Source organism: Saccharomonospora cyanea NA-134 (assembly GCF_000244975.1).
GTDB classification, from domain to species: Bacteria; Actinomycetota; Actinomycetes; order Mycobacteriales; family Pseudonocardiaceae; genus Saccharomonospora; species Saccharomonospora cyanea.
The window spans coordinates 4,444,589-4,470,242 of the sequence record NZ_CM001440.1; the positions used below are offsets into that span (position 1 = coordinate 4,444,589).

Genomic DNA, 25,654 nt, shown 5'->3' on the forward strand with positions numbered 1-25,654 from the left:
CACCCACCGCCTGCGGTGTGGTGTCGGGCGCCCGCTCTTTGCATTCCCGTGCGGGACGGGCAGGATGTGACTAAGCACGCGCTTAGCGACCCGAAGGAGTGTCCGATGCCGGAAGCCGTCATCGTGTCCGCCGCCCGCTCCCCCATCGGGCGGGCCCGCAAGGGCTCACTCGTGGACATGCGTCCCGACGACCTCACCGCACAGATGGTACGGGCGGCGCTCGACAAGGTGCCCGAACTCGACCCGCGCGACATCGACGACCTCATGCTCGGCTGCGGCCTGCCCGGCGGCGAGCAGGGGTTCAACATGGGCCGGGTCGTCGCCGTCCAGCTCGGATACGACCACCTGCCGGGGTGCACGATCACCCGGTACTGCTCGTCGAGCCTGCAGACCACGCGCATGGCCATGCATGCGATCAAGGCGGGCGAGGGCGACGTGTTCATCTCGGCCGGTGTCGAGACCGTGTCGCGGGCGGTGAACGGCACGTCCGACTCGTGGCCCGACACCCACAACCCGTTGTTCGCAGACGCGGAGGCCCGGACCACGCAGCGAGCCGAGTCGGGAGCCGACGACTGGACCGACCCCCGTGACGACGGCGTGCTGCCCGACATCTACATCCCCATGGGGCAGACCGCCGAGAACCTCGCGCTGCACAAGGGCATCTCCCGGCGTGAGATGGACGAGTTCGCCGTCCGCTCGCAGAACCTCGCGGAGAAGGCACTCGCCGACGGGTTCTGGGCCCAGGAGATCACCCCGGTCACGCTGCCCGACGGCACCGTGGTGTCGGCCGACGACAGCCCGCGCCCCGGCGTCACCCTGGAAGGCGTCGAGGGCCTCAAGCCGGTGTTCCGCCCCGACGGCCGGATCACGGCGGGCAACGCGTGCCCGTTGAACGACGGCGCCGCAGCCCTCGTGATCATGAGTGACACGAAGGCCCGCGAACTCGGCATCACACCACTCGCCCGCATCGTCTCCACCGGTGTATCCGGGCTGTCACCGGAGATCATGGGGCTCGGCCCCGTGGAGGCGTCGAAGCAGGCTCTCGCCAGGGCGGGCATGACCATCGACGACATCGATCTCGTGGAGATCAACGAGGCGTTCGCCGCCCAGGTCATCCCGTCGTACCGGGACCTCGGCATCGACATCGACAAGCTCAACGTCAACGGCGGGGCGATCGCCGTCGGCCACCCGTTCGGCATGACCGGCGCGCGCATCACCACGACGCTGCTGAACTCCCTGCGTCACCACGACAAGCAGTTCGGGCTCGAAACGATGTGCGTCGGCGGCGGTCAGGGCATGGCCATGGTGATCGAACGGCTGAGCTGAGCGACGCGGTGTGCGCGGACACCCTCCGCGCACACCGCCGCTCCGGTCAGACTCCCCGCGGGTATCCGAAACAGAGCACCCTGGCGGGTTCGGAGTAGTAGCCACCGCCGAAGGCGTCCTCGAAACCGCCGCACACACCCTCGACGTCCGTGACGCCGTCCTGAGCCGCCAGGATCACCACTTCGGCACCGGCGTCGGTGCAGTTCACCTTGCTGATCTCCGCCATGTTCCCGCTGAGGTTCGCGAGGCAGTCGCCGGTCTTCACGTTGAGCGTGAGACAGAGCTTGGTGCCGCTGTTGTAGTGGTACTCGTCGTAGTCGCCGTCCGGGCACGGACTCGACGTGCTGTCGAGGTTGGCGGCCACCTGCCACAGCGCCTTCGGATCGGAACAGTCGACGGACTTCGCCAGCGCGAGTTCGTCGGAGCCGTCCACGGTGATGCACTGGCCCACCGCGACGTCCTCCCCGTCGATCCCCATCCTGTCCGACTGCTGGTTGACCACGAAGAGCGTGACGGCTCCGCCCACCACGGCGAGCGCCACCACGATGGCCGCCACGATGGCGCCGGTCTTCGACTTCTTCGGCGGTACCGGTGGCATGGGCATCGGCGGAGGCCCGGTGGGAATCTCGCCGTAGCGCGGCTGCTGCGGGAACTGCGGCTCACCGTAGGGAGCGGAACCGTACGACTGCCCGTACTGGGGCTGCCCGTACTGGGGCTGCCCGTATTGGGATTGCCCGTACGGCGAGTGCGAGTAGGGGTCACCGGGCTGAGCACCGGAGCCGGGGGGAAGGCTCACCGCGACCTCACCTGTTCGAGGGACTGACAGCGACGATCGGCATAGAGTAAACACCGCCGAGTGCAGGCGTCCTCCGCCAGGAGGCGGTTCGAGACCTTATCGACACAGACGAAAGGGGCGCCCGACCTCTCGGTCGAACGCCCCTCGTCCACCGCGTCGGGAACGCGCTCGTCAGTCGTTCTGCAAGTAGGACAGCAGACGCAGGATCTCCAGGTACAGCCACACCAGGGTGACCAGGAGACCGAACGCCACGAACCACGCGAACTTGGCGGGCATGCCCTGCCGGATGGCCTCGTCGGCCATGTCGAAGTCGAGCAGGAAGCTGAACGCGGCGATACCGATCACCACGAGGCTGAACACGATGGCCAGCCCGCTGCCGTCCCGCAGACCCGTGTTGATGCCGAACAGGCCGAGCACGAGGTTCACCAGCATGACGACCAGCACGCCTCCGAGCGCACCGATCATCCACTTACGGAACTTGGGCGTCACCTTCACCGCGCCGGTCTTGTAGACCACGAGCATCACGACGAAGACCGCTGCGGTGCCGAGGATCGCCTGCAACGCGATGCCCGGGTAGAGCATCTCGAACACGCCGGTGAGCGCGCCGAGGAAGACACCCTCGGCGGCGGCGTACGCGAGCGTCATCGGCGCGCTGGCCATCTGCTTGAAGATGATGACCAGGGAGAGCACGAGGCCGACGAGCATCCCGCCGATCATGGCGCCGGTGATGGCACCCATCGAGCCCGCGGCCGCCTGGGTCTGCGCCCAGACCGCCGTGACGACACCCGTGAGCAGGGTCACGCCGAGGGAGGCACCCGTCTTCATGACCACGTCGTCGACCGTCATGGGACGACCGGCCGCGCCGGACGGCGCCTGCGGAGCACCGTAACCCGCCGGCGGCGGGTAGCCCGGCTGGCCGTGCGGCTGCTGGAAGCCCGCGTACGGGGCGCCCGCCGCACCCCTGGGCAGGTTGCGGAAGGCGGGGTTGCTGGAAGTTCGCACCTGATCCTCCTGGATCTTTCGGCACCTGCATCGGATTCAACGACCGCGCGCGCCGATTGGTTCCCTGCACTGAAGTAAAAACAACTTTACCCGCTCGGACCAGCGCGGGAAGGCAAACCCGTGTCCGACCCCGTGTCCGACATCGGGCCCGACGACAAGGACGCCGCCCCGCATCCTTCCCGATCAGGCCCCCACACGTCCACCACCTGGCCGATTGCGTTGTGGCAGGTCTCACGCCATTCTCACCACGGCGAATCGATCCGCCGACGCGACTGTCGAATTCCCGCGTCGACGTGATGGGGATCTCACAAAACACAATGGGGGTTTCGAACCCGTGACACGAAGACGCCTCACGCAGGCAGTCCGCCTCGCTCTTGTCGCCCTGCTCGGTGCACTGTCCCTCGTCGTGGTCGCCCCCGCGGCGTCCGCGGAGGTCGACGAGGGGATCGGCCACCGGACCACCCCGGGACAGTCCTGGGGAGGCCGCGACCGCGCCTACGACTGGCTCGGCTCCTACGTCGTGAACGGTGAACACGTGTTCTGCGTGTCGTTCGCGCTCAAGGCCCCCGACAGCGACGAACGCTACGAGCCGGGCGACGAGCTCCTCACCAAGTGGGGCGAGCCGCTGCCCGCCGACGTCGCCGCCAACATCTCGTACCTGCTGCTGCGTTACGGGGACACACAGGACGCGGACGAGGCCGCCGCGCTGGCCCACCTACTGCACTCCTGGACCGCCGCTCCCCGCAGCGCGGCCGACCTCGACCCGGACAAGCCGTTCACAAAGATCGGCTACGACGTCGACGCCCACTTCGCCAAGCTCCCGAAGTCGGCGCAGGACGCCGTGGAGCGACTCCGGGCCGACGCCGAGGCCAACCGGGGCCCCTGGGACGTGACGGCGAGCGCCCCGGAAGAAGAGCAGATCATCGACACCCCGGCCGAGTGGTCGGTGACGGTCACCAACGCCGACGGCAAGGGCATTCCGGGCGTCGAGGTGACGCTGGCGCTGACCGATCTGGTGCTCGCTGGTGACGGCGGGGTGGACCAGCGTTCCGGCAGCGACGGGGCTGCCGCTGCCGGTGCCCCCACCGAGACGACCGGACCCACCGCGGAGGCTGACGTCGTAGGGACCACGGAAGGCACGGAAAGCACAGAGGGCACGGAGGACGACGCGGGGAACGTCGGAACCCCCGAGGCGCAGCAGATCACGCTGGTCACCGACGACGACGGCACCGTGAGCCTCAGCGCCGCGCCCACGGGCGAGCAGCCCGGCATCGTGGCGACTCTGGAGGCTCCCGCCGAACGCCCCTACGTCCGCGACCCGGTGACCGCCGACACCCAGCGCGTGGTCTCCACCGGCGGCGAGCAGACGCTGACCGCCGAGGCGGCCACCAACGCCATCCCGGCGCCGGGTGTCGTGAAGGTGACCAAGGTGGACGAGGAGACCGGTGAGGGCATCGCCGGAGTACCGCTGCGGCTCACGGCCGAGGACAAGTCCTCTCCCGCCGTCGCCTCGGACGGTGGGGAACTCGTGGGCGACGACGGCAAGCCGCTGGTCGTGACCACCGAGGGCACCGACGGCGTCGTCACGATCGAGAACCTGCGTACTCCGCAGAAGGTGTGCGTCATCGAGGTGCGGCCACCGAACGGCTACACCGACGCGTTCGACCCGGAGAACCCACCGACAGCCTGTGGTGAACTCCGGCCGGGTGAAACCCTCGAACTCCGCATCGCCAACGTGGCGAACGAAGTGCCCCGCACCATACCCGCCGGCGCGCGCACAGCGACGGCGCAGGCGGCGACCACCACGGGCGCTCCGGTCGGTGCGCTGGTGGCCCTCGGAGTTCTCGCGTTGGCCGTGTCGGCGCTCGTGGGTTGGGTGGCTCGGAAGAGGATCGTCCGGCAGCGATGACAGCACCGACCACCGGGTCCTCCGGACCCGACGACCGCCGCCGGTGGCGCAGGGCCTACCTGCTCGGGGCGGGCAGTGTGCTCGCCGTGGAACTCGTGGTGGTGGGCGTGTTGGCTCTGCGCTCACCGGTGGTGGTGGCGGGCACCGCGGTGCCCGCCCCGGCCCCACCTGCCACGGTGGCGGCCCAGACCACGCCGGGGCCGAGTGAGCAGCCGGAAGCGGATGCCGATCGCGACGAACCCCGGGACGACGAGGACGAGCCCACCAGGCCGGCGGTGGAGCAACCCGCCGCCGCGCCGAGCGGTCAGCGTCCCGGAACCGTCGTACTGCCCGACGGCGGCACGGCGACGCTGGTCCGCAAGGAACTCGGCCCCGACGCGGTGTTGCCGGTGCCTGACGATCTCGGCGAAGCCACCTGGTGGGGCGCCGGGCTCGACGCACCGAGCGGCGCCAGCGTCTTCGCCGGGCACGTCAACTGGCAGGGGCGCACCGGGCCGTTCGCCGAGCTGTGGGACGTCCGCGTCGGAGAGCAGGTGACCGTCACCGACGACGACGGCACCACGTTCGCCTACTCCGTCGCCCAGATCATCACGCTCGGGAAGAACGAGTTGCCCGCCCGCGCCACCGAGCTGTTCGGCCAGAGCGGCCCACACCGGCTGGTGCTCGTGACGTGCGGCGGACGCTGGCTGGGCGGCACCACCGGCTACGCGGAGAACCGCGTGGTGATCGCCGAGCCGGCGTGAGAACCACGAGCGGTACACACCACTCACCCACTCGGCCTGCCTGACGCCGACACGTGGGCACTCGCGGGTACGGTCAGAACATGGCTTCCGACCACGATCACCGTCTGCTTCCGCTGAGGCGGGAGTTCGGCCAGGCATGGCATGGTTTCGACCGCAACCAGGTGGTGCAGTACCTCGAACATCTCGAGGCTCACCTGCACCGGCTCATGACCGAGCGGGACGCGGCGATGGCGAGGGCCAACGAGGCGTCCCGTGAGCTCGACGGCGCCCGCCGGGAGATCGCCAAGCTCCGGGATCGCGTGGAGGAACTGAAGAAACCGCCGGAGCGCGTCGAGGACCTCGACGAGCGGATGCAGCGCACCGTCCAGCTCGCCGAGACCCAGGCCGCCGAGATCCTCTCCCGCGCCGAGGCGGCGGCGGAGAAGAATTGGGCCGAGAGCGGTGAGGTGTCGAAGCGGCTCCACGAGCGTTACCAGAACCTGCTGAAGACGCTCGACAGCCACGCCGACGAGCTGAAGCGGGAGCACGAGCAGGCGCTGGCGGCCACGAAGGAAGAGGTTCGGCGGATGACCACCGAGGCGGCCAAGCGTCGGGAACAGCTCGACGCCGAGGCCGAACGCAAGCGCCGCAGGATCGAAAGCGACTTCCAGGCTCGGATGTCGGCGGAGAAGAGTGCGCTGGAGAAGCACATCGCCGACCAGACGACGGCGAGCAAGAACGCGGCGGAGCGGCGTGTCGCCGAGGCGACGGCCGAGGCGAAGAGGCTGGTGGACGAAGCCACGGCCAAGGCCCGCAAGCTGGTCGACGAGGCCACCGCCGAGGCCGAGCGTCGCACCACGGAGGCGAACGACGTCGTCAACCGCCTGACGCGGATCCGCGAGGAGGCCCGCGCGCGGCTTGCCGAGGCCGACCAGGTGCTGCGGCGCGGCGAGTCGGCACTGCTGCCCACGCCCGACGAGGAAGCCGCCCTCACGAAGGCCCCCGGCCGGTCGTAAGAACCTCTGACGCGAACGGGCGGGACGGACGACGGTGTCGAACCGTCCCGCCGCGGGCTCACGTCACCTTTCGGGCCTTCTCCAGGTTGGCCGCGAGGTTGTCGATGGTCCGGGCCTGCGCGACGTAGTCCATCGAGCTGAACTCCCACGGGTACACCTGTTCGGCCTTCGCCGCGGGCAGCTGCGCGAACGTGGGCTGGTCGAGCATGGCTTTTCCGTCCATGGCGCGAAGCGAGTAGAGCACCACGTCGGTGCGGTGGTCGGTGATGTTCTCCCAGCTCACGGCACGCCAGTAGTAGTCGGTACCACCGGGGTCCGGATAGGACAGACCGAGTTCGACGTAGCTGCGTAGCGCGGGGTCGTCCTGGGCCTTGGCGATGTGTACGCCCTCGCTGGGATAGGCGGCCACCGCCATCAGCGTGAGATCCTTCGCCGCGACCTTGCGCAGGCGGTCACGGGCGGCTTCGTAGTCCTGCTTCGGCTTGGCGAGGGTCTCGTCGGTCACGCCGAGGGACTTGGCGAGCTCCACGGTGCGGGAGACCACCTGGGTGGCCGAGCCCGCCATCGCGATGGCGATGATGGGGGCGATCTCACCGACGAGCTTCTGCTGTTCGAGGTCGTTGAAGCCGTACAGCGGCTTCTCGGGGTCCAGCTTGCCCGAGGTGGACACGGGGTAGGCGTGGGTGACGATCACGTCCGGCTTCTGCGCGACGAGCGCCTCGACGTCGATCTGACCGTAGGTGGTGCCGACCTCGGTGACCCTGGAGGTGTCCTTGCCCTCGAAGTTCACGTCGTCGGCGAGCGCGGTGTATCCGAAGGAGGCCACCGGCACGATGCCGTAGTTCCACAGCGACGCGATGGCGTCGTTCAGACCGGCGATGCGGGTGGGGCGCCGGTCGAGGCTGACGGTGTTGCCGGTGTCGTCGGTGAACGACCACGACCCCGAGCCGCCTCCCTGACCACTCGACGTTCCACCGCCGCAGGCGGCGAGCAGCCCTGTCGCACCGAGTGCGAGGCTGCCGCCGAGGAACGCGCGACGAGACAATGAGCTAGGCATGCGGTTAGGTTAGACGAACCTAATTTCGCTCGGAAGTGTGATCTCACCGGGTCGTCGGTTCGCCCTCGAACCCCTTCGTCATACGGTGCACAGGTCAGGAAGGGGGCCGAAGGTGGCGAACCGGACCGTAGAAGTGACGGTCGAGGCCGACCCGGTGCTCGTACCGGTGGTGCGCAACGTCGCGGCCGACCTGGCCATCCGGCTCGACCTGCAACTCGACACGATCGCCGACCTGCGACTCGCCGTGGACGAGACCTGCGGACTGCTGCTGGCCCGCGCGGCGACGCCCACCACCCTGCGCACCCGCTTCACCATCGGGGAGGGCACCATCACGGCCCGCACGGAGGCCGGCTGCCACGAAGGCACCGCGCTGCCCGGCAACGGGCTCCACTGGCACATGCTCACCGCGCTGGTGCGTTCGGTGCGCAGTTACCACACCAGTGGGGCCGGTGGTGAGAAGCTGGCCGTCGTCGAGTTCACCGTGAGCGACCCCTGAGGGACGCCCGGGTCACCCCTCCCAGCGGCACATGAGCAGGCAGACGTCGTCGTCGTGGTCGGTGGCGCCCAGCATCACCTTCAGCACGTGCTCGGCCCTGGCGTCCAGGGCGTCGCTCTCGCAGGTGCGGAAAGCCTCCACCAGCCGAGCCATGCCCGCGTCGAGGTCACTCGTCCTGCGCTCGATCAGCCCGTCGGTGAACAACGCGACCGACGAACCCGGCGGCAGTTCGCGCTCGTGCTGCGGAAACTCCAGTCCCGGTGGGATGTGGATCCCCAGCATCGGAGCGTGCTCGGCTTCCAGGAAGGAGACCTCGCCACCACGCTCCTGGAGCAACGGCGGGGGGTGGCCCGCGCTGGTCCAGCGCAGTAGCCCCGTCTCCGGCTCCAGCTCCGCGACCACGGCCGTGGCGTACAGCGGCGTGTCGAGACCTCGCAGCAGGTCGTGCACCAGACGCAGGGACGCGGCCGGGCCGTGGCCTTCGAGGGCATAGGCGCGCAGGGCGTTCTGGAGCTTCCCCATCACGACGGCGGCGTCCACACCGTGGCCGGTGACGTCCCCGACCGTCAGCACCACCGTGCCGTCCGGGCGGGTCACCGCGTCGTACCAATCACCCCCGACGTGGACACCGCTGGTGGCGGAGCGGTATCGAGCGACGAGCCCGAGATCACGCAGCGACGCCAGGGTCGGCAACATCGCACGTTGCAGCCGTTCGGCGAGCTCGTGCTCCCGCTCGTACTCGTTGGCATTGCGCAGTCCGACCGCGACGCGGTTGGCGATACCCATGGCCAGCGTCAGGTCGTCCTCGGTGAACTCGGCGGCGTTCCGGTACAGGTCGAAAACACCCAGCACGTGAGGCCCCGCGGTCAACGGCACGCTCACCCTGAGAGCGCCCGCCCGCGCCGGTTCCCGCGTCCTCGCCGCGCTACGCGTGGCCTGATCGGGTTCACACTCGGGATCGTCGAGGCAGGACAGTCCGAACTCCGTCAGCGTCCAGACCCTCGTGGTGTCGGCGAAGCCCTGTGAACGCACCAGCTCGGCGACCTCGTCCAGAAGGTGGGTGGCATCCAGCGACCTCGCGGAGGCACGCGCCACCTCGTCGAGGAACGACGTGCGTTGCCGCTGCCAGTCGATCTCGGCGTGCAGGGCGAGCAGCCCGGCGTTCGTCTGTTCGAGTTCGGACTGGTGCCAGCTCAGGTTGCGGTCGCGGTCACGGAGCACGTCCGCCAACTCCCGCAGCGCCGCGGCCAGTACGTCGTCCGGGTCGTCTTCGCCCAGCCGGGTCAGCAGCCGACGCCACACGTCGGGCGGGAGTTCGCGTCCGTGCAGCGCATCGCTGAGCGCGGCACGCACGACGTCGTCCCGTCCTGCTGCGCGAAGATCGTCCTTCATGTACTTCCAATTCCGGACACCACGACGACACACGCGTCGTCCCGGTGCCTGCCGTACGTTCCCAGCAGCCAGCCTGCCACGGTAGCGGGATCATGGGCGAACACGTCCGCCTGACCTGCCGGGGTCCACCGCTCGGACACACCGTCGGTGTGCATCACGAGCAAGCTGCGGTCGTCCCACGGGCGTTCCAACGGCAACATCCGCCTGCCGCTTCGCTGCCTCCTCCCCACGATGCCAGGTGTCGACACGAACGTCTCGTGAGAGCCGTCACCCCTGATGAGGCGGACGGCGGAGTTCCCGACACCGGAGAACGACACCGTCGCCCGCCCGGTGCGGAACTGGGCGATCGCCACCGTCGCGCCGCGCCTCGGCCCCATGTCGGCGTCCATCGCGGCGAGCAACTCGACCGGAGACGCGGCCGGACGCGCCGCCACGTGAGCGGTGGCCGCCCGGCTCGCGGCCGCCGCGTCGGGACCGTGCCCCAGGCCGTCGCTCAACGCCACGGTCAACACGCCGTCGGCGTGCGCGGCGACCCAACTGTCGCCACACGTCGACTCACCTGGTGCGGCGGCCAGGGCGGCACCGATCCGCAGGTCAGGAAACCTTGGGGTCACCTGTGCGGTGGTGCGCCAGCGCGCCAGCACCGTCGTTCCTTCGCCGTAGCGCGAGAAGATGTCGAACTCGTCGGCCATGCGCGTGATCCCGCCGAGCCCGACACCCAGCGTCCCCGTGGTGGAGAAGCCGTCACGCAGACTCTCCGGCACGTGCTCGATGCCAGGGCCTCGGTCCGTGGCGATGACGTCCAACCGGTCTTCGGCTGGCATCACCACGAGCAATCCCTCCGTGGCGTACTTCACGAGGTTGGTGGCCAACTCGACGGTGGCGAGCATCACGCGCTCGACGTCGGCGTCCGACAGGCCGGCGTTCCGCGCCGCACGGCTCGCGAGCTGGCGCGCCTGCGTCACGTGCACCGGTGACGTCACCGCAAGCGCCCCACCGGTCATCTCGTTACCGATCTCGTGCGGAACGCGACGACCACCGTCGTCCCCTCCCCCGACGCCGTCCGGAGGTCGAACTCGTCGGCGAGTCGGCGGGCGCCACTGAGCCCGAGTCCGAGCCCGCCCGCGCTGCTGTATCCGTCGGTCAGTGCCAGGTCGACGTCGTCGATCCCCGGACCCTCGTCGCGGAACACCAGCCGCAGCACCGTGTACCCCGGCGTCCGTTCCAGTTCCACCTCCGCCGTCCCACCGCCGCCGTGCTTGAGGGTGTTGCGGGCGAGTTCACTCGCCGCCGTCACCAGTTTGGTCTGCTCCACCAGGGAGAAGCCGACCGAGACCGCCACTTCGCGCGCAGCCTGCCTGACGTGCACGATGTCGACCTCCTCGCGGATCGGCACCTCATGCACAGTCGAGACGCTCGTCATCGCGGCCCCGTGCTGTTCAGCAGGGAAAGGCCCCCTGCCACCGTCAACGCCGTCTCCAGCCCCGGTAACGTCAGCCCGAGTTCGACGAGCGTGATGGCCACCTCCGGTCGCATACCCACGACCACGGTTCTCGCGGCCAGTAGGGCACTCGCGCCGGCGATGTCGTGCAACGTCCTCGCGAGGAAGGAATCGACGATCTCCAGACCGGAGATGTCGATGAGCACGCCCCGCGCGCTCGTGTTCGCCACGCGCGTGGTGAGTTCTTCCTGCAGGCTGAGCGCGTCGTCGTCGCTCAGCTCACCCTGGATCGTGACGAGTAGGACGTCTCCGAGTCCGACGATCGAAGTCGTGGTGCTCATGAGGAGGTCACTTCACCTCGTCCGTCCGCGCGACCAGAAAACCCAAAGTACGCAACGCGTACGCGAAGGCATCCGCCAGGGTCGCCCGGGTGGCGACCTCACCCAGATCGATGCCCAACTGCACCATCGTCTGCGCGATCTGCGGGCGGATTCCGCTGATGATGCACTCCGCGCCCATCAGACGGGCCGCCATCGCGGTCTTGAGCAGGTGCTGTGCCACGAGAGTGTCGACCGCGGTGACGCCGGTGATGTCGAGAATCGCGACCCGGGCCTGCTGCTTCACGATCTGTTCGAGCAGGCTCTCGGTGGCGGCCTGGCTCCGCATGCTGTCGAGCGTGCCGATCAACGGGATGGCGAGGATGCCTTCCCACAGCTTGACCACCGGGGTGGACAGCTCGGCGAGCTGCTCCTGCTGCGCGAGGATGGTGTCGGCGCCCGCGGACAGCTCGATCTCCAGCAACGCGACCCGCAGGGTGCTCAGGGCGGTGGAGAGGATGAGCGCCCCGTAGTAGGCGTCGTTTCCGCTCACCTCCTGCTGCTCCCACAACCGCAGCAGCGGCTGCTTGAGCATGGTGACGTCAGGGCGGCTACTACCCGAGGGACCGCCCGCCGACCGGGCGGCCAGAGAGCCGAGCACCGTACGCACCATGGCGAACCCGTCGGCGGACGGATCCTCCTCCGCTCCCCCGTGGATGACCTCCTTCACGCCGCTCAGCAGGGCGGCCACCTCCTCCGCCGAGTCCGCGCGGTTGCGGGAGCTGAACAGCGGGGTCGCCACCCACTCGCGTTGGATGTCCTCCTTGCGATCCTCCAGGAACTGAAGTACGCGGTTCCGGACGGGGTGGGGGGTCTCGTCGGTCATGTATCGGCTCCGATAGGGGTGGGGTCTTCACGCTGATATATGCGGCTCTCCCTGGCAAACTTAAGGCACGACAGGGCTAACCTCCAGGTTGGGTACTGCCCGGTAGGGGGTGCAGGCAAGATCCAGGAGCGGTCGAACATGACGGACGGCAACGAACCGCCCACCACACGAATCTCCGACAGTCCCGGAAGCTCGACGGTCCACGTCGAGCTGGTGAGCAACGACGAGGGACGGATCACGCTCTGCGGCGAGATCGACCACGGTGTGGCGCCTCAACTGGACGACGCGCTGGACCAGCTTCTCGCCGAAGGAGCCGACCGGCTCGTCGTCGACTTCCAGAGGCTGTCCTTCTTCGACTCCGCCTGTATCAGTGCGCTGGTCCGGGCCCACGCACGTGTCACCGAACGCGGCGGCACCGTGAAGCTGGTCAACGTCGACCAGTACGCCCATCGGGTGCTTCAGATCTCCGGTCTGCTGCCCCTCTTCGACATAGAACCGGAAACGTGATGACTCGGCGGGCCAGGGCCCTGCACGCGACTCCCCTGGTGGACGTGCGGCTCAGCATGGACAGGAACATCCCGGCACAGGCCAGGCGGGACGCCGATGCCGTACTCGGAGACATCGAACCCAACACCAGGTACAACTTCCTGCTCATCGTTTCCGAGCTGGTCTCCAACGCCGTACTGCACTCCCGCAGTCCCAGGCGGCTGCGTGTGCTGCGCGAAGGCTCCGTCCTGCGCGCCGAGGTGCACGACGGCAGCCCGGAGCCCCCGCTCGTGCTCACACCGTCGCCGTACCGGCCGCACGGACGCGGGATGTTCCTCATCGCCTCGTTCGCCGACGACTGGGGCACCGAGGTCACTCCGACCGGCAAGGTCGTATGGGCCGAGGTGAACGCGCCGATTCGAGAGGACCGGGATGGCTGAGCGGGCGGAGTCGGGCAGTCGGTCCGGACCGAACACCGCCACCGGATCGCGGCCCTGCGCGAAGTCCCGTCGGGCTCTGTGCGCCCGGGTACGTGCACGCTCGACAACGCCGTTCGTACCCGTGGCCTGACGATAACGGGGCGTCACCGTCCGCGTCGGTCGGCGCTACGCCTCCGGCATCCTGTTCAGCACCGGCACTAGCTGTTCCTCCTCGTAGTCGAGATGAGCCTCGACCTCCTTGGTGAGGTGCTCGGCCTTCTCCCGGAGCTCGTCACGGCCGAGGCCGTCGGTGCCGATCGCCGCCTGCAGCTCGCCGATGAGCCGCTCGACCACCTCGTGTCCGGCGCGCAGCCGTCTCATCACCGGACCGAGTTCGGGGTGCTGTTCGTCGAGGGCGGGGAACAGCTCGGTGTCCTCCGCCGTGTGGTGATGGCTGAGCCCACGGCAGACCATCAGGCAGTTGATCCGAAGCTGAGCTCCCAGCCCGGGTCCTGAGCTCGCGATCTCGTGGCGAACAAGCGCCAGCTCTCGCCGGAACACGGTGTGAATGGCGACGAGGTCGTCGCCCCACCGGCGGTCGCTCGGCTTCGCCGCCACGGGCACCAGCGCCACGACGGGGATGACCCGGACGGTCTTCCGCTGGTACTCCGCCCAGCCCGGGTCGGCCTCGACGGCACGGGCGAACGCCTCGGCGCGCTCCCGCTCGGGGAGGATTTCGGCATCAGCCTCGAACGTTGACGTGCCGGTCTCCACGGTGGCCCTCGGGTTGGCACGGAGATTGTGGTACCAGGCCGGATGGCGAGCCGAGCCCGCCGCGGAAGCGATCACGAGCATGCGTCCCTGGCCGTCGTGCAGGAACCCGAGCGGCACCGTGTGCGGCTTGCCGCTGCGGGCGCCGGTCGTGGTGAGCAGCAGGAGACGAGCGTTCTCGAACGGCCCGCCGACCCTTCCTTCGCCGGCGCGGAACTCCTCGATCACAGCTGTGTTGAAGTCGGTCATCACGCTCTTTCGGACATGCGGAGTACGTGTGAACACAGTGGGCTGTTTCGGACGCACCGCACCCGTCACGAGACGACGACCGGCCTTGAGAACAGGCAGCAGGAAAGGCGTGACGAGGAATCGCCACGGCCGAAGGGGCGGTGCGCGGAAGGTCAGATACGACCCGCGGTGATCTGTGCGGCCACGGCGCCCTCCCCAGAGAATCGGTGCCCACGACGCCGACGCACACGCCTCGTCACGGACACGCCGCCATTCAACCGCCGGCGAACGGCGGCGGTCAAGCAGCCGGAAGAACGGCCCCCGGGAAACGAAAGGCCGCGGTGACATCACCGTCCGATGTCACCGCGGCCTTCGCGTTCGAGAGCGGAGCTCAGTTCGGCACGGGCTTACCTTCCGCGACCTCGGTGAGGCTGACGTCCTTCTCGGCCGCCTCCTTCGCGGTCTCGGGGAGGGTGAGGAAGCGCGTGAGCACAGCGGCCACCACGTAGAGCGCCGCGAAGATGATGACCACGCCCGCCGCTCCGACCGGCCCGAGGAACAGGCTGACGATGGCGGGCCCCACGAACGTGGCCGCGCCCGCACCCAGGTTCAGCAGGGCCATCGCACCGCCCTTGTTCTCCGGCGCGAGCGAGGGCAGCAACGCCGAGATCGGAACGAAGCCCGCCAACGTGGCGCCGTAGAGCGCACCGACGAGGAGCGCGACCCAGTAGTAGTCGGCGCCAAGGTGCAGAGGCACGAAGTACAGCAACAGGATCGAGATGGCACAACCGATGGCCCCGAACCAGAAGATCGTGGTCTGCCAACCGATCTTGTCGCTCAGCACGCCGAAGATGAGGTTGAAGAAGATGTTGGTCCCGTAGATCACGGAGACCAGCAGCAACCAACGGCTCATGCCGAACCCGATCTGGTGCGCGAAGATCGTCGGGAAGAACACCAGCATGCCGAACTCCGGCGCGGTGTTGATGATCCGCACGACCATGCCGACACCGACCCTCGGCTTCTTCCAGGCGATCGACATACTCGACATCAGGCTCTGCACGGGCTTGACCTCCGGCGGCGCGAGCCGCTGGTAGCCGGTGCGCTCCCGCACACCGAACAGGCAGACCAGACCGCCCAGGCCGAGGATGCCGACGGACAGCCACAGGGTGCCGTACTGGCCGAGGATCGGGTTGGTGAAGCTCGCGACCAGCGAACCCAGTGTCGGGAGCCCACCGGTGAACGCGAAGTAGAACCAACCGACGGCGGCACCGAGTCTGGCCACCGGTGCGACGGCGGTGATCCAGACGAGGAAGCCGAAGGCGAACATCGGGTAGCCGAACCCGCGAAGGCCGTAGAAGACCAGCATCAGCGCGTAGTTCTCACCGGCCACGGCCACGGCGAGGAACAACGCGTCGAAGACCAGCCACACCGCGAGGCCGACGAACATCACGCGGCGCGGGCCCCACAGCTCGGACAGGGCACCGGAGAGCCACGACGCGAGCATGACCGCCACGCCGTACACCGTGATGACGTAGGACGCGCGGACCTCGGTACCCGCGCCGTTGTCGGCGATGAACGGCGTGATGAAGCCTGATTCGACGCCGTCGCCGATCATGAACAACAGCAGACCGACGTAACCGAGGAAGAGGGGCGCGGGAAGCCCCCACCGGTCCAGCAGCCGGGCCAGGCCACCCTGACCCTTCGACCGTGGTGTCGTCGTTGAAACCATGAACGCCTCCGTACTCAGACGGAAAGCATCATGAACGCCGTTAAGTTAACGCGCAAGATGTTACGACCGGTTTCTCGGACACTTGACCGTTCCAGTCGATGACCTGCCCACCGGCTGGGACGCCGGCGGGTCACAGTGGCGCGACGTCGACCTCGACGCGCTCCCGCAGATCCTTCACCAGCGTGTCCCCCACCGCCGAGTCCACGACCAACCGGTCGTAGTGATCGACCGGCGCCAACCGGTGCAGCGCGGCCCGGGGCATCTTGCTGGAGTCCATGAGCAGCACCTTCGTCTCGGCCGACGCGAGCATCGCCCGCTTCACCAGCACGATCTCGGGCTCCTGGTGGAACGTCATGTGCGCGTTCATGGCGGAGGTGGACAGGAATGCCACGTCCACCGTGATGCGCTCGACGGTCTCCAGGCACGGCATGCCGAGGAACGAGTCGTGCGTACGCGAGTAGTCGCCCCCGATGCAGATGAGCCTGATGTCGTCGACGTCCTTCAACACGTCGACGGCACGCAGGTAGTTGGTCGCCACGGTCAGCGGCGCGAGGTCGGGCAGCAGCCTGGCCAGCGCCAACGCGGTCGTGGAGTCGTCCAGCATGATCGACATTCCGGGTTCGACCAGGGTCACCGCCCGGCGCGCGATGGCCGCCTTGGCCTCGACGTGGGCGCCGAGCCGGTACTCCGCGTTGCTCTCGAACACGGTGGACGGCAGTGCGGAGACCCCGCCCCGGAACTTGCGGAGCACACCACGACGGGCCAGGTCGTCGATGTCCCTGTGGACGGTCATGTGGCTGACGCCCGTCAGCTCCACCAGGTCGGTTAGCGCCGCCGAGCCGTGGTCGATGACGAAGTCGGCGATGCGCTGCTGCCGGACCTGTCGACTGCGTGTGGTCCCGGACTTATCACTGCTCATGGTGGAAAGTGTGTCACTTCCGGCAACGGTTCTCCTCTCCCGTCCGCACGGACCGACACCGGCACCACGGCTGGTCACACGCTCATGTGGCGTTCGGGGACGGCGGTTCGCCTGCTTCGGGGAGTTACATTTCCCGGATCGCGGTGTTAACTTAACAGCAAGCGTGTGAAAGGGGCTGTGATTCGATGGCACTCGCCGCGGTGGTGTTCGACATGGACGGTGTCCTGGTCGACAGCGAACACCTGTGGGAGGAGAACTGGGTCGCCTACGCGGCGAGATACGACGTCGAGTGGACGGCGGAGGACACGTCCACGGTGCAGGGCATGAGCGCGCCCGAGTGGGCCACCTACCTCGCGAAGCGAAGCGGCTCCCCCGAGAGCCCGGAGGAGGTGGAGCGCGCGGTCGTCGACGGCATGATCGCGGCGATCGCCGACGGCAGGGCGCCACTGCTGCCGGGCGCCGACGCCATGGTCACCGACGTCAGCGCCGAGGTTCCGATCGCGCTCGCGTCGTCCGCGCCGCGCAACGTCATCGACGCCGTTCTCGCGACCTACGGACTGACCGACGAGTTCACCGCCACGGTGTCCAGCGCGGAGGTGCCTCGCGGCAAGCCGAGCCCCGACGTCTACCTGGAGGCAGCGTCGCGACTGGGTCGGCAGGGCGAGGAGTGCCTCGGCGTCGAGGACTCCAGCAACGGCATCCGTGCCGCGGCGGCGGCCGGCCTCACCGTCATCGCGCTGCCCAACAAGGTCTACCCGCCCAAGCCTGACGCTCTGGAGCTCGCCAGCGCGGTGGCTGACAGCAACGACGCCGTGCGCCGCCTCCTGCTCGAACGGCTCTCGATCGGCACCAGGAACGACACCGTGGGGAGGACGGCATGACCCAGCGGAAGTCACGGACCCTCGGCCGCGCCGAGACGTTCAAACGCGACTGGCTCGACGGCTTCGCCGGCGCCTACGGGCGCACGGTGCGCAAGGTGCCGGACGCCTACGGCGTGGTCGCGAGCCATGCGCCGGAGCGCGGCAAGGTCGCCGTGGTCATCGGTGGAGGGTGCGGGCACTACCCGGCGTTCGCCGGTCTCGTCGGAAGGGGACTGGCCACGGGCGCCGTGGTGGGAGACGTCTTCACGAGTCCCAGCGCCGAGCAGGTGTACCGCACCGCGCGCGCGGCCGAAGGTGGTGCGGGAGTGCTCTTCTCGTACGGCAACTACCAGGGCGATGTGCTCCACTTCGGGCTCGCCGCTCGCAGGCTGGCGGCCGAGGGCATCGACTCCCGCACGGTGCTGGTGACCGACGACGTCGCGAGCGGCCCCGCCGACGAGCCGGAACGGCGCCGCGGTGTGGCCGGTGACTTCATGGTCTTCAAGGTGGCGGGCGCGGCGGCCGAACGAGGCGACGACCTCGACGCTGTGTACGAGCTCGCGACACGGGCGAACGCCAGCACGCGCACGTTCGGTGTGGCTTTCGACGGCTGCACGCTTCCAGGGGCCGCCGAGCCGTTGTTCACCGTGAACGAGGCGGAGATGGAACTCGGTCTCGGCATCCACGGTGAGCCTGGGGTGCGGACGGTGTCGAGGCTCGACGCCGTGGGTGTGGCCGACGAACTCGTGAACGGTCTGTTGCCCGAGCTGCCGAACGGCGGTGACGGCCGTGTCGCGGTGCTGCTCAACGGCCTCGGTACCACGAAGTACGAGGACATGTTCGTGCTCTACAAGCGTGTGCACGAACGGCTCGCGGCCGAAGGTCTCAATCCGCTGCACACCGAGGTCGGCGAGTTCGTCACGTCGCTCGACATGGCCGGGGTGTCGCTGACCGTGCTCGCGTTGGACGACGACCTCGCCCCCCTCTACGCCGCACCGTGCGACACGCCCGCGTACCGCAGCGCCGGTGCGCAGCTGGAGCCGGTCTCGCCCGTGGCAACGGTCGACGACTCGTTGGCACGGCCGGACGCCACGGAGACCGCCGGGTTGGTCGATCGTCTGCTCACGGCGGCGATGGTGCGCATCGAGGACAACGAGGACGAGCTCGGCAGGCTCGATGCCGTGGCCGCCGACGGTGACCACGGGCTCGGCATGACCCGCGGTATGCGAGCGGCCGTCGCCGCCGCGCGACAGGCCGAGTCGTCGGGAGCCGGCCTGTCCGCCGCGCTGCTGGCGGCGGGCACGGCGTTCGCCGACGCGGCGGGCGGAGCGTCCGGCGCGCTGTACGGCGTTCTGCTCGCCGAGACGGGTGCCGGACTGAGCGGTGACGTGACCGCCATGACGGTCGCCGACGCGGTCGACCGTGCCGTGGCCGCGTTCGTCGAGCTCGGTAAGGCGCAGCCTGGCGACAAAACGATGCTCGACGCCATCGAACCGTTCCGCGCCGCACTGCGCGAGCAGGCGAAGACCGACGCGGGCGTGGCGCAGGCGTGGAGCGCGGCGGCGAAGCGTGCGGCCCAGGCCGCGGCCGACACGGCCGACCTCCTGCCTACCAAGGGCCGGGCGGCGCGGCTGGCGCAGCGCAGCAAGGGTTACGCCGACCCCGGCGCGACATCGTTCGCGCTGCTGGTGTCGGCCATCGGCGACGAACTGGAGAAGGAGAACTGATGCGCGTCGTGGTGGCGGCGGACAACGCCGGAGTCGAGTTGAAGAACGCTGTGCGCGACCAGTTGAACGCGGATGAGCGCGTGAGCGAGGTCATCGACCTCGGAGCCGACAGCGCAACCGACGACACCGCCTATCCGCACTTCGGTATCGCCGCGGCGGAGAAGGTCGCGAAGGGCGAGGCCGACAGGGCCATCCTGGTCTGCGGGACCGGCATCGGAATGGCCATCTCTGCCAACAAGGTGCCCGGCATCCGGGCTACAGTCGCACACGACTCCTACTCGGCCGAGAGGTCGATCAAGTCCAACAACTGCCAGATCATCACCTTCGGTGCGCGGGTCATCGGCCCCGAACTGGCGAAGAAGATCACGGGTGAGTGGGTCGGCTACACCTTCGACCCGGCGTCGGCCAGCGCGGCCAAGGTCGCCTGCATCACCGACTACGAGACCCAGGCCGCCTGCTGACGGCGCGTTCGAGGAGGAATGGGAATGCGGATTCTCAGCGCTGGCGACGAGTTCGTCGGCAACGACCTGTTGAAGGCCGCTGTGCAGGCGGAGCTGTCCGGCACGGGGACCGACGCCGAGTTCCGGGAGCTGTCGCTCCCCTGGCCGATCGAGCCTTTCGGCCCGGTCGCCGAGGTGAACGAGGCCAGCGGTACCGAGGACCAGGTGATCGAGGCGCTGGACGGTGCGGAGATCGCCGTGACACAGATGGCGCCGTTCACGCGAAAGGTGTTCGCGGCGGCCCCGCGGCTGAAGCTCGTGTCGGTGTGCCGGGGTGGTCCCGTGAACGTCGACCTGGCCGCGGCCACGGAGGCGGGTGTGGCCGTCACCTTCGCCCCGGGGCGCAACGCTGCGGCGGCCGCCGAGTTCGCGGTGGGCCTGCTGCTGGCGGCCATGCGCCGAATCTCGACGTCGTCGGCCGAACTGCTGGCGGGAACGTGGCGCGGTGACTACTACGCCTACCCCAACGCGGGGGTGGAGCTCGAAGGCACCACCGTGGGCCTCGTCGGCTACGGAGCCATCGGCGCGCGCGTGACGAAGGTTCTGGTCGCCTTCGGTGCGAAGGTACTGGTCTCCGATCCGTACGCCGACCGTGCCGCCGTCGAGGCGGCCGGTGCCGAGCTCGTGGAGCTGGACGACCTGCTGCGGCGTAGCTTCGCGGTCAGCCTGCACGCCCGGCTCACCGAGGAGACCCGCAATCTCATCGACGCCGAGAAGCTCGCCCTGATGCCCCACGGCGCGGTGCTGGTCAACTCGGCTCGCGGTGGCCTCCTCGACTACGCGCCCCTCGCCGACGCGCTGCGCTCCGGCCGGCTGGGAGCCCTGGCTCTCGACGTCTACGACGTGGAGCCGCCGCCTGCCGACTGGGCGTTGCGGGAGGCGCCCAACGTCATCGCGACGCCGCATCTGGCGGGCGCCAGCAAGCAGACAGCCGACCGCGCCGCGGCGATCGTGGCGGCCGAGGTCGGACGGTACGTTCGCGGCGAGGCGCTGGCCAACGTCGCCAACCCGGACGTGCTGACGAGGTAGCCATGCTTCGGATCATCGGCGTCGACATCGGCACTTCACTGACGAAGGCCGTGGTCTTCGACCACACCGGCGTCTCCGTCGCGCAGGCGTCCGCACCGTCCCAGGTGCGGCACCTGCCCGGCGGGGCGGTGGAACAGGACTTCGAGCAGGTACTGGGGACAGTGGCGTCCGTGGTGCGGGAGGTCACCGCACAGCTCGACGGCCCTGTGGACGCTCTGGCCCTCACGGGTCAGGGCGACGGGGTGTGGTTGCGCGACGCCGACGGGTTCTGCGTTCGTCCCGCGATCTCGTGGCTGGACGGCAGGGCCAACGCCCTACTGACCGAATGGCAACGCACGGGCGTCACGCGCGAGGTGTTCCGCCGCACGGGCTCGGGCATGTTCCCCGGGTGCGCGGGGCCAATCCTGGCGTACCTCGACGAGCACGAACCGTCCTCGCTCGACCGGGCGGCCGTGGCGGGTTACTGCGTCGACGCGGTGCTCCAGCGGTTGACCGGTGAGGTCGCGGTGGACATCTCGGACGCCTCGCTGCCGTTCGTCGACCCGCGCACCCGGCAGTACGACGACGACGCCATCGCCGCGTGCGGGCTGAGTCACCGGAAGTCACTGCTGGCCGAGCCCGCCAAGCCCCACACCGTGTTCCGGCTGAACCGCGCGGGCTCGGAGCTGCTGGGGCTGCCGGAAGGGCTGCCGGTCACCGGGGGACCGTTCGACCTGCCCGCCTGTGCCATCGGCGCGGGTGTGCGCAGGCCCGGAGACGGCATCCTCACCGCGGGAACCACTCTCGCCTGCCAGGTGCTCAGCACGAGTCCCGAGTTCGATCCGGAGGGCGAGCCCGCCGGCATGCTGTTGTGCACTCCCGACGAGGGCCGCTACCTGCGCGGGATGCCCGCGATGGTCGGTACCGCGGGGCTCGACTGGGCATGCCGCATGCTCGGCATCGAAGTGGCCACGATCGGCGAACTGCTGGCCGCGAGCACACCGGGGGCAGGCGGCGTACGAGCACTGCCGTTCCTGTCGAGCTCGGGTGAGCGGGCCCCGTTCGTCGACGCCGCCGCACGCGCGCAGTTCACCGGACTCTCCCTGGAGACGACACGCGCTGACCTGGTGCGGGCGCTGTGCGAGTCGATCGCCTACGCCGCCCGTCACTGCTTCGAGTCGGCGGGGCTCACCGGCACGCTGTACGCCAACGGCGGCGGTGTGCGCTCGGCGGAGTGGACCCAGATCTTCGCCGACGTGCTCGGTAGAGATGTGGTCATTCCCGGCGATCCCGGTGTCGGAGCGCGAGGCGCTGTGCTGGTGGCCGCCGAAGCGCTGTCCGAGCCGTTCGACGTGGACGTCTGGGCGGCCAACTCGCGCACGGTGAAGGTGCAACCGCAGGTCGCCGAGGTCTACGAGCAGGGGTACGTCGACTACCTCGACTCGCTGGCCTCGGCACGTCAACAGTGGAGCCGATAGATGCTGCTTGCCGAACACCGCGAAGCGGTGTGCGATTACGCCCGCAGGATGGTCAGCGACGGACTGGTGGTCGGGACGTCGGGCAACATCTCCGTGCGGGAAGGCGACCTCGTGGCGGTCACGCCGACGGGTGTCGACTACGAGTCCCTGCGGCCCGAGGATGTGCCGGTGCTGCGGCTCGACGGCTCGCCCGTGGAGGGCGATCTCCGGCCGACGAGTGAGATGCCCATGCACCTCGCCGTCTACCGTGAGGCCAAGGACCCCGACGGCGCGGACGTCACCGCGGTGGTACACACCCACTCCACTCATGCCGTCGCGGTGTCGACGTTGGTCGACGAGGTACCGGCCGTGCACTACATGGTCGCCGCCATCGGCGCCAGTGTCCGCGTCGCACCGTACGCCACCTACGGGACCCGGGAACTCGCGGAGAACATGCTGACCGCTCTGGACGGGCGCCGTGGCTGCCTGCTCGGCAACCACGGCACGGTCACCTATGGCACCGACCTGGCGGCGGCGTACTCGCGGGCACAGCAACTGGAGTGGGTGTGCCAGGTGTGGCTGGCAGCTCGCTCGGTCGGTTCGCCTCGGCTGCTTCCCCGGTCCGAGATCGAACACGTCGTCGACCGGCTGCGCGGCTACGGCCAGAAGTAGCGTCGTCGCCGGGCCATTCGGTCGATGACGGGGCTCAGCGGGATCACGAGCAGCCACGACAACTCCGCCAGGGTCGGATCGGCGAACGCCAGTGGAAGCGACGGGGTGAACCCGACGATGACCGCGACGCCTCTGCCGAGGCTCCGCCGAACGTCTTCGGGATCGGTGTCCTCGCGGATCAACGGGCGGGCGCCGGCGCGTAGCCGGGCCCGCCCCACCGCCGCATACCACCACAAGGCGGTCGAGCTGAGCCCGGTGAGGATGATCGTGGCGGCGTAGAGCACCACAGCGGCGGCGGTGTCGCCGTGCTCGCCCAGCACAGCGGTGGGAAACGGGAGCAAAGCCACCCAGAACAGGAACAGCAGGCTCAGCCCCACCAACGTGCCGTCGGCCCGCTCGATGCGCGCGAACACCCGGTGATGCACTCGCCAGTACCGGCCGATGACGACGAAGCTCAGCGCGAACACCAGCAACTGCGGAACGAGGGCGATCAGGCTCTCACTCACGTTGTCGGCGCGGATGTCAGCGTCCACGAGCGGCAACGCGAGCAGTGTGAGGGCGATGGCGAACACACCGTCGGACAAGGTGACGATACGTTCGACGCCACCCGGGTCGTGCACGCGGCCGTTCGTATCGATCACCTCAGTCGTCCATGGCCGCTCCGTCGATCACCACCGGCATCCGGGCAGGTGGTCGAGATGGGAGTTGTGACGGCAACGGCGCGTTCCTGCGGTCTGTTGTCGACTTCTCGCGGCGGGCAGTACGACCGTCCGGTGCCGGTCGTGTGGAGAGGTCCTGAGGACACCGCATCAGGCACCGGTGACCACGGCGCCGCGCCGGTCTCAGCTCGTCATGGCACGCCCTCCTCGAAGCCGGCCCTCGGAATCCGCGTTCCCGATCTCTACCCGGTCGCGTGCGACGGAAACGTTCGAGTACACAGCGCTGTGCTACTTTCGGGCGAGGCCGTACCGGCCTTCACATGCACCGGTCCGACGAGTGCGGGGAATCGTGTCAGGCGACCAGTTGTCGACCCTCACCAGGAAGGTCCTGTTCGCTCCGCTGGAATCGTCCGGACGGACCGAGGCCGTTCTCGACCGGCTACGCAGCGCCATCGCGCTGGGCGTGCTGGCGGAGGGGGAACAGCTCCCGCCTGAAGCCGAACTGGCCGCCCAGCTCAACATCTCGCCGGTGACGCTGCGGGAAGCGCTCGGTGTGCTGCGCGACGAGGGCATCGTGGAGACCCGCCGTGGTCGTGGCGGTGGCAGTTTCGTCAGGGTGCCCGAACGGTTGCACATCGAGCATGCCGTCACCCAGCTTCTCCGGCTCTCCCCGTTGGACCTCCGTGACCTGGCCGACTGGCGGTGCGCCGTGTCGGCGACCGCGGCCCACCTCGCCGCCGAACGGGCGTCCGATCAGGACGTGACGATGCTGGCCGCCACGGCGGCACAGGTGAACCTCGCCGAGGACGAGGTGGCCGCCCGCCGCGCGGATGCCCGGTTCCACATCGGCCTCGCGGCGGCGGCGCAGTCGGCGCGGCTCAGCGGAGCGGCCATCACGCTGCAGGTGGAGTACGCCGCACTGCTCACGCTCGTCTACGGCGACTCTGGTGTTCGTAAGGCCGCTTCTGTACAGTTCGGCGCAATCTCCGAATGTATCCGGGATGGCTTCGCCGAGCAGGCCCGCCAACTGACACACGAAGCGGTCATCGCCACGAGAGACCGCCTTCTGGACCTTCGCCTCGGCATGACGACCGAAGGAGGGGAGCCGTCGCGATGAGTGAGCTGCCTGCTGCGCTGTCGGCGGACACTCGGGCGCAACGGTTCGCCGACGTCGTGGCGGGTTCTCTCGACAGGTTGTTCGCCGACCTGGAACCGCTGCGGTCCACTGTCACGCACGTGATCCGGCACGGCGCGGACGCGGACATGGGCGAGACGATCCGGGCCGCCCTGGAGCCGCTGTGCGGCGACGTACTCGCGCGGCCGCACCACATTCCGCTGTCCGGCATCGGGTTCGGCGCCGAGGTCGGGCACGTGGTGCCGCACCGGTCGTGGATGGCCTGGTGGGTACGACACGGCGACGTGGTCAGGCAGAAGCGGCACACCCTCAACCCGGCGTCCGACGCGTTCTACGACTACAACACCGCACCGTGGTTCACCGAGCCGCGCCGAACCGGCACACCTCACATCGCGGGGCCGTTCATCGATTCCTGGGGAACCGACGACCTGACGATCACCGCGTCCGTTCCGGTGTTGGAAAGCGATTCCTTCGTCGGCGTGGTCGCCGCGGACATCGCCGTTCGGAGTTTCGAGACGGCGACCGCCACTCAATTGCACTCCCTCGGCGCTCCGGCGGTACTGGTCAACGCCGAGGACCGGGTGATCGCTTCCGGGGTCGCGGATCTGACCACGGGGCTCCGGCTCTCGCCGAGGACCCGCGGCGACACGGCCGTCGACGCGATCCGCCGCTTCCCCTGCGGCTACGGCTGGTCGGTCGTTCTCCGCGCCGCCTGATCCACGAC

27 protein-coding genes are annotated in these 25,654 nt (G+C 69.1%); 15 read left to right on the forward strand and 12 right to left on the reverse strand.

The window, feature by feature from the left end; genetic code table 11:
* The first annotated feature begins 105 nt into the window (after positions 1-105).
* Complete coding sequence (locus tag SACCYDRAFT_RS20715; protein WP_005459148.1) at positions 106-1,326, forward strand: acetyl-CoA C-acetyltransferase; 1,221 nt, start codon at positions 106-108, stop codon at positions 1,324-1,326.
* A gap of 46 nt (positions 1,327-1,372) precedes the next feature.
* Here SACCYDRAFT_RS20715 and SACCYDRAFT_RS20720 read toward each other — a convergent pair whose 3' ends face one another.
* Positions 1,373-2,122: an LppU/SCO3897 family protein gene (locus SACCYDRAFT_RS20720; RefSeq protein WP_005459151.1), complete on the reverse strand. Its 750-nt coding sequence runs from the start codon at positions 2,120-2,122 to the stop codon at positions 1,373-1,375.
* Positions 2,123-2,293: 171 nt separating this feature from the next.
* Positions 2,294-3,124 carry a Bax inhibitor-1/YccA family protein gene (locus SACCYDRAFT_RS20725; protein ID WP_005459152.1) on the reverse strand — a complete coding sequence of 277 codons (831 nt, stop codon included), beginning with the start codon at positions 3,122-3,124 and terminating at the stop codon, positions 2,294-2,296.
* A gap of 334 nt (positions 3,125-3,458) precedes the next feature.
* Here SACCYDRAFT_RS20725 and SACCYDRAFT_RS20730 point away from each other — a divergent pair, with 334 nt between their 5' ends.
* From SACCYDRAFT_RS20730 to SACCYDRAFT_RS20740, 3 genes are all read left to right on the forward strand, one after another.
* Positions 3,459-5,033: a SpaA isopeptide-forming pilin-related protein gene (locus tag SACCYDRAFT_RS20730; RefSeq protein WP_005459157.1), complete on the forward strand. Its 1,575-nt coding sequence runs from the start codon at positions 3,459-3,461 to the stop codon at positions 5,031-5,033.
* Entirely contained in the window at positions 5,030-5,776 is a 747-nt protein-coding gene (locus SACCYDRAFT_RS20735; protein ID WP_005459162.1) for a class F sortase, read from the forward strand. The genes SACCYDRAFT_RS20730 and SACCYDRAFT_RS20735 overlap by 4 nt, the downstream gene beginning before the upstream one ends.
* Before the next feature lie 80 nt (positions 5,777-5,856).
* The gene (locus SACCYDRAFT_RS20740) at positions 5,857-6,771 is read left to right on the forward strand and encodes a coiled-coil domain-containing protein (RefSeq protein WP_005459164.1); all 915 of its coding nucleotides are present in this window, start codon (positions 5,857-5,859) and stop codon (positions 6,769-6,771) included.
* 58 nt (positions 6,772-6,829) lie between these two features.
* Here the strand turns inward: SACCYDRAFT_RS20740 and SACCYDRAFT_RS20745 are convergent, their stop codons facing one another.
* Positions 6,830-7,828: an ABC transporter substrate-binding protein gene (locus SACCYDRAFT_RS20745; protein ID WP_005459165.1), complete on the reverse strand. Its 999-nt coding sequence runs from the start codon at positions 7,826-7,828 to the stop codon at positions 6,830-6,832.
* Between the two features lie 112 nt (positions 7,829-7,940).
* On the opposite strand from SACCYDRAFT_RS20745, the gene SACCYDRAFT_RS20750 reads away from it, so the two are divergent.
* Positions 7,941-8,324 carry an ATP-binding protein gene (locus tag SACCYDRAFT_RS20750; protein WP_005459166.1) on the forward strand — a complete coding sequence of 128 codons (384 nt, stop codon included), beginning with the start codon at positions 7,941-7,943 and terminating at the stop codon, positions 8,322-8,324.
* 12 nt (positions 8,325-8,336) lie between these two features.
* Here the strand turns inward: SACCYDRAFT_RS20750 and SACCYDRAFT_RS20755 are convergent, their stop codons facing one another.
* Genes SACCYDRAFT_RS20755 through SACCYDRAFT_RS20775 form a run of 5 tightly spaced genes read right to left on the reverse strand, consistent with a single transcriptional unit; the run spans position 8,337 to position 12,360 of the window.
* Positions 8,337-9,716: a PP2C family protein-serine/threonine phosphatase gene (locus SACCYDRAFT_RS20755; RefSeq protein ID WP_005459167.1), complete on the reverse strand. Its 1,380-nt coding sequence runs from the start codon at positions 9,714-9,716 to the stop codon at positions 8,337-8,339.
* Positions 9,713-10,720: an ATP-binding protein gene (locus tag SACCYDRAFT_RS20760; protein ID WP_005459169.1), complete on the reverse strand. Its 1,008-nt coding sequence runs from the start codon at positions 10,718-10,720 to the stop codon at positions 9,713-9,715. The genes SACCYDRAFT_RS20755 and SACCYDRAFT_RS20760 overlap by 4 nt, the downstream gene beginning before the upstream one ends.
* On the reverse strand, positions 10,717-11,139 hold the full coding sequence (locus SACCYDRAFT_RS20765) for an anti-sigma regulatory factor (RefSeq protein WP_005459170.1): 423 nt from the start codon (positions 11,137-11,139) through the stop codon (positions 10,717-10,719). The genes SACCYDRAFT_RS20760 and SACCYDRAFT_RS20765 overlap by 4 nt, the downstream gene beginning before the upstream one ends.
* Entirely contained in the window at positions 11,136-11,498 is a 363-nt protein-coding gene (locus SACCYDRAFT_RS20770) for an STAS domain-containing protein (protein ID WP_005459171.1), read from the reverse strand. Before SACCYDRAFT_RS20770 ends, SACCYDRAFT_RS20765 begins: the two co-directional genes overlap by 4 nt.
* Positions 11,499-11,505: 7 nt before the next feature.
* Positions 11,506-12,360 (reverse strand): STAS domain-containing protein, encoded by an 855-nt coding sequence (locus tag SACCYDRAFT_RS20775; protein WP_005459172.1) that lies wholly within the window; start codon positions 12,358-12,360, stop codon positions 11,506-11,508.
* 138 nt (positions 12,361-12,498) lie between these two features.
* On the opposite strand from SACCYDRAFT_RS20775, the gene SACCYDRAFT_RS20780 reads away from it, so the two are divergent.
* Both SACCYDRAFT_RS20780 and SACCYDRAFT_RS20785 read left to right on the forward strand, forming a co-directional pair.
* Positions 12,499-12,867, forward strand: a complete 369-nt coding sequence (locus tag SACCYDRAFT_RS20780) for an STAS domain-containing protein (protein WP_005459173.1) — start codon at positions 12,499-12,501, stop codon at positions 12,865-12,867.
* On the forward strand, positions 12,867-13,286 hold the full coding sequence (locus SACCYDRAFT_RS20785) for an ATP-binding protein (RefSeq protein WP_005459174.1): 420 nt from the start codon (positions 12,867-12,869) through the stop codon (positions 13,284-13,286). The genes SACCYDRAFT_RS20780 and SACCYDRAFT_RS20785 overlap by 1 nt, the downstream gene beginning before the upstream one ends.
* Positions 13,287-13,451: 165 nt before the next feature.
* On the opposite strand, the gene SACCYDRAFT_RS20790 is transcribed toward SACCYDRAFT_RS20785, so the two are convergent.
* The 3 genes from SACCYDRAFT_RS20790 to SACCYDRAFT_RS20800 form a co-directional block, all read right to left on the reverse strand.
* Positions 13,452-14,285, reverse strand: a complete 834-nt coding sequence (locus SACCYDRAFT_RS20790; RefSeq protein ID WP_005459176.1) for a nitroreductase/quinone reductase family protein — start codon at positions 14,283-14,285, stop codon at positions 13,452-13,454.
* A gap of 370 nt (positions 14,286-14,655) precedes the next feature.
* On the reverse strand, positions 14,656-15,993 hold the full coding sequence (locus SACCYDRAFT_RS20795) for an MFS transporter (protein WP_005459178.1): 1,338 nt from the start codon (positions 15,991-15,993) through the stop codon (positions 14,656-14,658).
* Between the two features lie 130 nt (positions 15,994-16,123).
* Complete coding sequence (locus SACCYDRAFT_RS20800) at positions 16,124-16,912, reverse strand: DeoR/GlpR family DNA-binding transcription regulator (protein WP_005459180.1); 789 nt, start codon at positions 16,910-16,912, stop codon at positions 16,124-16,126.
* Between the two features lie 185 nt (positions 16,913-17,097).
* Between SACCYDRAFT_RS20800 and SACCYDRAFT_RS20805 the strand changes: the two genes are divergently transcribed.
* From SACCYDRAFT_RS20805 to SACCYDRAFT_RS20830, 6 genes are read left to right on the forward strand one after another with little or no spacing between them, the layout of a single operon-like run.
* Positions 17,098-17,793 carry an HAD family hydrolase gene (locus tag SACCYDRAFT_RS20805; RefSeq protein WP_005459182.1) on the forward strand — a complete coding sequence of 232 codons (696 nt, stop codon included), beginning with the start codon at positions 17,098-17,100 and terminating at the stop codon, positions 17,791-17,793.
* A complete protein-coding gene (locus SACCYDRAFT_RS20810; RefSeq protein ID WP_005459183.1) occupies positions 17,790-19,499 on the forward strand; it encodes a dihydroxyacetone kinase family protein in 1,710 nt (569 codons plus the stop codon). The genes SACCYDRAFT_RS20805 and SACCYDRAFT_RS20810 overlap by 4 nt, the downstream gene beginning before the upstream one ends.
* A complete protein-coding gene (locus SACCYDRAFT_RS20815) occupies positions 19,499-19,960 on the forward strand; it encodes a ribose-5-phosphate isomerase (protein WP_005459184.1) in 462 nt (153 codons plus the stop codon). The genes SACCYDRAFT_RS20810 and SACCYDRAFT_RS20815 overlap by 1 nt, the downstream gene beginning before the upstream one ends.
* Positions 19,961-19,984: 24 nt before the next feature.
* Entirely contained in the window at positions 19,985-21,028 is a 1,044-nt protein-coding gene (locus SACCYDRAFT_RS20820) for a 2-hydroxyacid dehydrogenase (RefSeq protein ID WP_005459185.1), read from the forward strand.
* Positions 21,029-21,030: 2 nt separating this feature from the next.
* A complete protein-coding gene (locus SACCYDRAFT_RS20825; protein ID WP_005459186.1) occupies positions 21,031-22,485 on the forward strand; it encodes an FGGY-family carbohydrate kinase in 1,455 nt (484 codons plus the stop codon).
* Positions 22,486-23,136, forward strand: a complete 651-nt coding sequence (locus SACCYDRAFT_RS20830; protein WP_005459187.1) for a class II aldolase/adducin family protein — start codon at positions 22,486-22,488, stop codon at positions 23,134-23,136.
* Here SACCYDRAFT_RS20830 and SACCYDRAFT_RS20835 read toward each other — a convergent pair.
* Complete coding sequence (locus tag SACCYDRAFT_RS20835) at positions 23,121-23,756, reverse strand: TMEM175 family protein (protein WP_043537446.1); 636 nt, start codon at positions 23,754-23,756, stop codon at positions 23,121-23,123. The two genes, SACCYDRAFT_RS20830 and SACCYDRAFT_RS20835, sit on opposite strands and share 16 nt — an antisense overlap.
* Positions 23,757-24,144: 388 nt before the next feature.
* Here SACCYDRAFT_RS20835 and SACCYDRAFT_RS20840 point away from each other — a divergent pair, with 388 nt between their 5' ends.
* Both SACCYDRAFT_RS20840 and SACCYDRAFT_RS20845 read left to right on the forward strand, forming a co-directional pair.
* Positions 24,145-24,912 carry a FadR/GntR family transcriptional regulator gene (locus tag SACCYDRAFT_RS20840; RefSeq protein ID WP_005459189.1) on the forward strand — a complete coding sequence of 256 codons (768 nt, stop codon included), beginning with the start codon at positions 24,145-24,147 and terminating at the stop codon, positions 24,910-24,912.
* Complete coding sequence (locus tag SACCYDRAFT_RS20845; RefSeq protein ID WP_005459191.1) at positions 24,909-25,646, forward strand: PDC sensor domain-containing protein; 738 nt, start codon at positions 24,909-24,911, stop codon at positions 25,644-25,646. Before SACCYDRAFT_RS20840 ends, SACCYDRAFT_RS20845 begins: the two co-directional genes overlap by 4 nt.
* Positions 25,647-25,654: the final 8 nt, after the last annotated feature.

Bases quoted from the DNA above. Each gene is read 5' to 3' on its own strand.
- SACCYDRAFT_RS20780 (WP_005459173.1), top strand. From the start codon at position 12,499: ATGACGGACGGCAACGAACCGCCCACCACACGAATCTCCGACAGTCCC.
- SACCYDRAFT_RS20800 (WP_005459180.1), bottom strand. From the start codon at position 16,912: ATGAGCAGTGATAAGTCCGGGACCACACGCAGTCGACAGGTCCGGCAG.
- SACCYDRAFT_RS20775 (WP_005459172.1), bottom strand. From the start codon at position 12,360: ATGACCGACGAGACCCCCCACCCCGTCCGGAACCGCGTACTTCAGTTC.
- SACCYDRAFT_RS20790 (WP_005459176.1), bottom strand. From the start codon at position 14,285: ATGACCGACTTCAACACAGCTGTGATCGAGGAGTTCCGCGCCGGCGAA.
- SACCYDRAFT_RS20735 (WP_005459162.1), top strand. From the start codon at position 5,030: ATGACAGCACCGACCACCGGGTCCTCCGGACCCGACGACCGCCGCCGG.
- SACCYDRAFT_RS20845 (WP_005459191.1), top strand. From the start codon at position 24,909: ATGAGTGAGCTGCCTGCTGCGCTGTCGGCGGACACTCGGGCGCAACGG.
- SACCYDRAFT_RS20755 (WP_005459167.1), bottom strand. From the start codon at position 9,716: ATGAAGGACGATCTTCGCGCAGCAGGACGGGACGACGTCGTGCGTGCC.
- SACCYDRAFT_RS20715 (WP_005459148.1), top strand. From the start codon at position 106: ATGCCGGAAGCCGTCATCGTGTCCGCCGCCCGCTCCCCCATCGGGCGG.
- SACCYDRAFT_RS20745 (WP_005459165.1), bottom strand. From the start codon at position 7,828: ATGCCTAGCTCATTGTCTCGTCGCGCGTTCCTCGGCGGCAGCCTCGCA.
- SACCYDRAFT_RS20820 (WP_005459185.1), top strand. From the start codon at position 19,985: ATGCGGATTCTCAGCGCTGGCGACGAGTTCGTCGGCAACGACCTGTTG.
- SACCYDRAFT_RS20795 (WP_005459178.1), bottom strand. From the start codon at position 15,993: ATGGTTTCAACGACGACACCACGGTCGAAGGGTCAGGGTGGCCTGGCC.
- SACCYDRAFT_RS20760 (WP_005459169.1), bottom strand. From the start codon at position 10,720: ATGACCGGTGGGGCGCTTGCGGTGACGTCACCGGTGCACGTGACGCAG.
- SACCYDRAFT_RS20765 (WP_005459170.1), bottom strand. From the start codon at position 11,139: ATGACGAGCGTCTCGACTGTGCATGAGGTGCCGATCCGCGAGGAGGTC.
- SACCYDRAFT_RS20810 (WP_005459183.1), top strand. From the start codon at position 17,790: ATGACCCAGCGGAAGTCACGGACCCTCGGCCGCGCCGAGACGTTCAAA.
- SACCYDRAFT_RS20815 (WP_005459184.1), top strand. From the start codon at position 19,499: ATGCGCGTCGTGGTGGCGGCGGACAACGCCGGAGTCGAGTTGAAGAAC.
- SACCYDRAFT_RS20825 (WP_005459186.1), top strand. From the start codon at position 21,031: ATGCTTCGGATCATCGGCGTCGACATCGGCACTTCACTGACGAAGGCC.
- SACCYDRAFT_RS20830 (WP_005459187.1), top strand. From the start codon at position 22,486: ATGCTGCTTGCCGAACACCGCGAAGCGGTGTGCGATTACGCCCGCAGG.
- SACCYDRAFT_RS20805 (WP_005459182.1), top strand. From the start codon at position 17,098: ATGGCACTCGCCGCGGTGGTGTTCGACATGGACGGTGTCCTGGTCGAC.
- SACCYDRAFT_RS20770 (WP_005459171.1), bottom strand. From the start codon at position 11,498: ATGAGCACCACGACTTCGATCGTCGGACTCGGAGACGTCCTACTCGTC.
- SACCYDRAFT_RS20785 (WP_005459174.1), top strand. From the start codon at position 12,867: ATGACTCGGCGGGCCAGGGCCCTGCACGCGACTCCCCTGGTGGACGTG.
- SACCYDRAFT_RS20740 (WP_005459164.1), top strand. From the start codon at position 5,857: ATGGCTTCCGACCACGATCACCGTCTGCTTCCGCTGAGGCGGGAGTTC.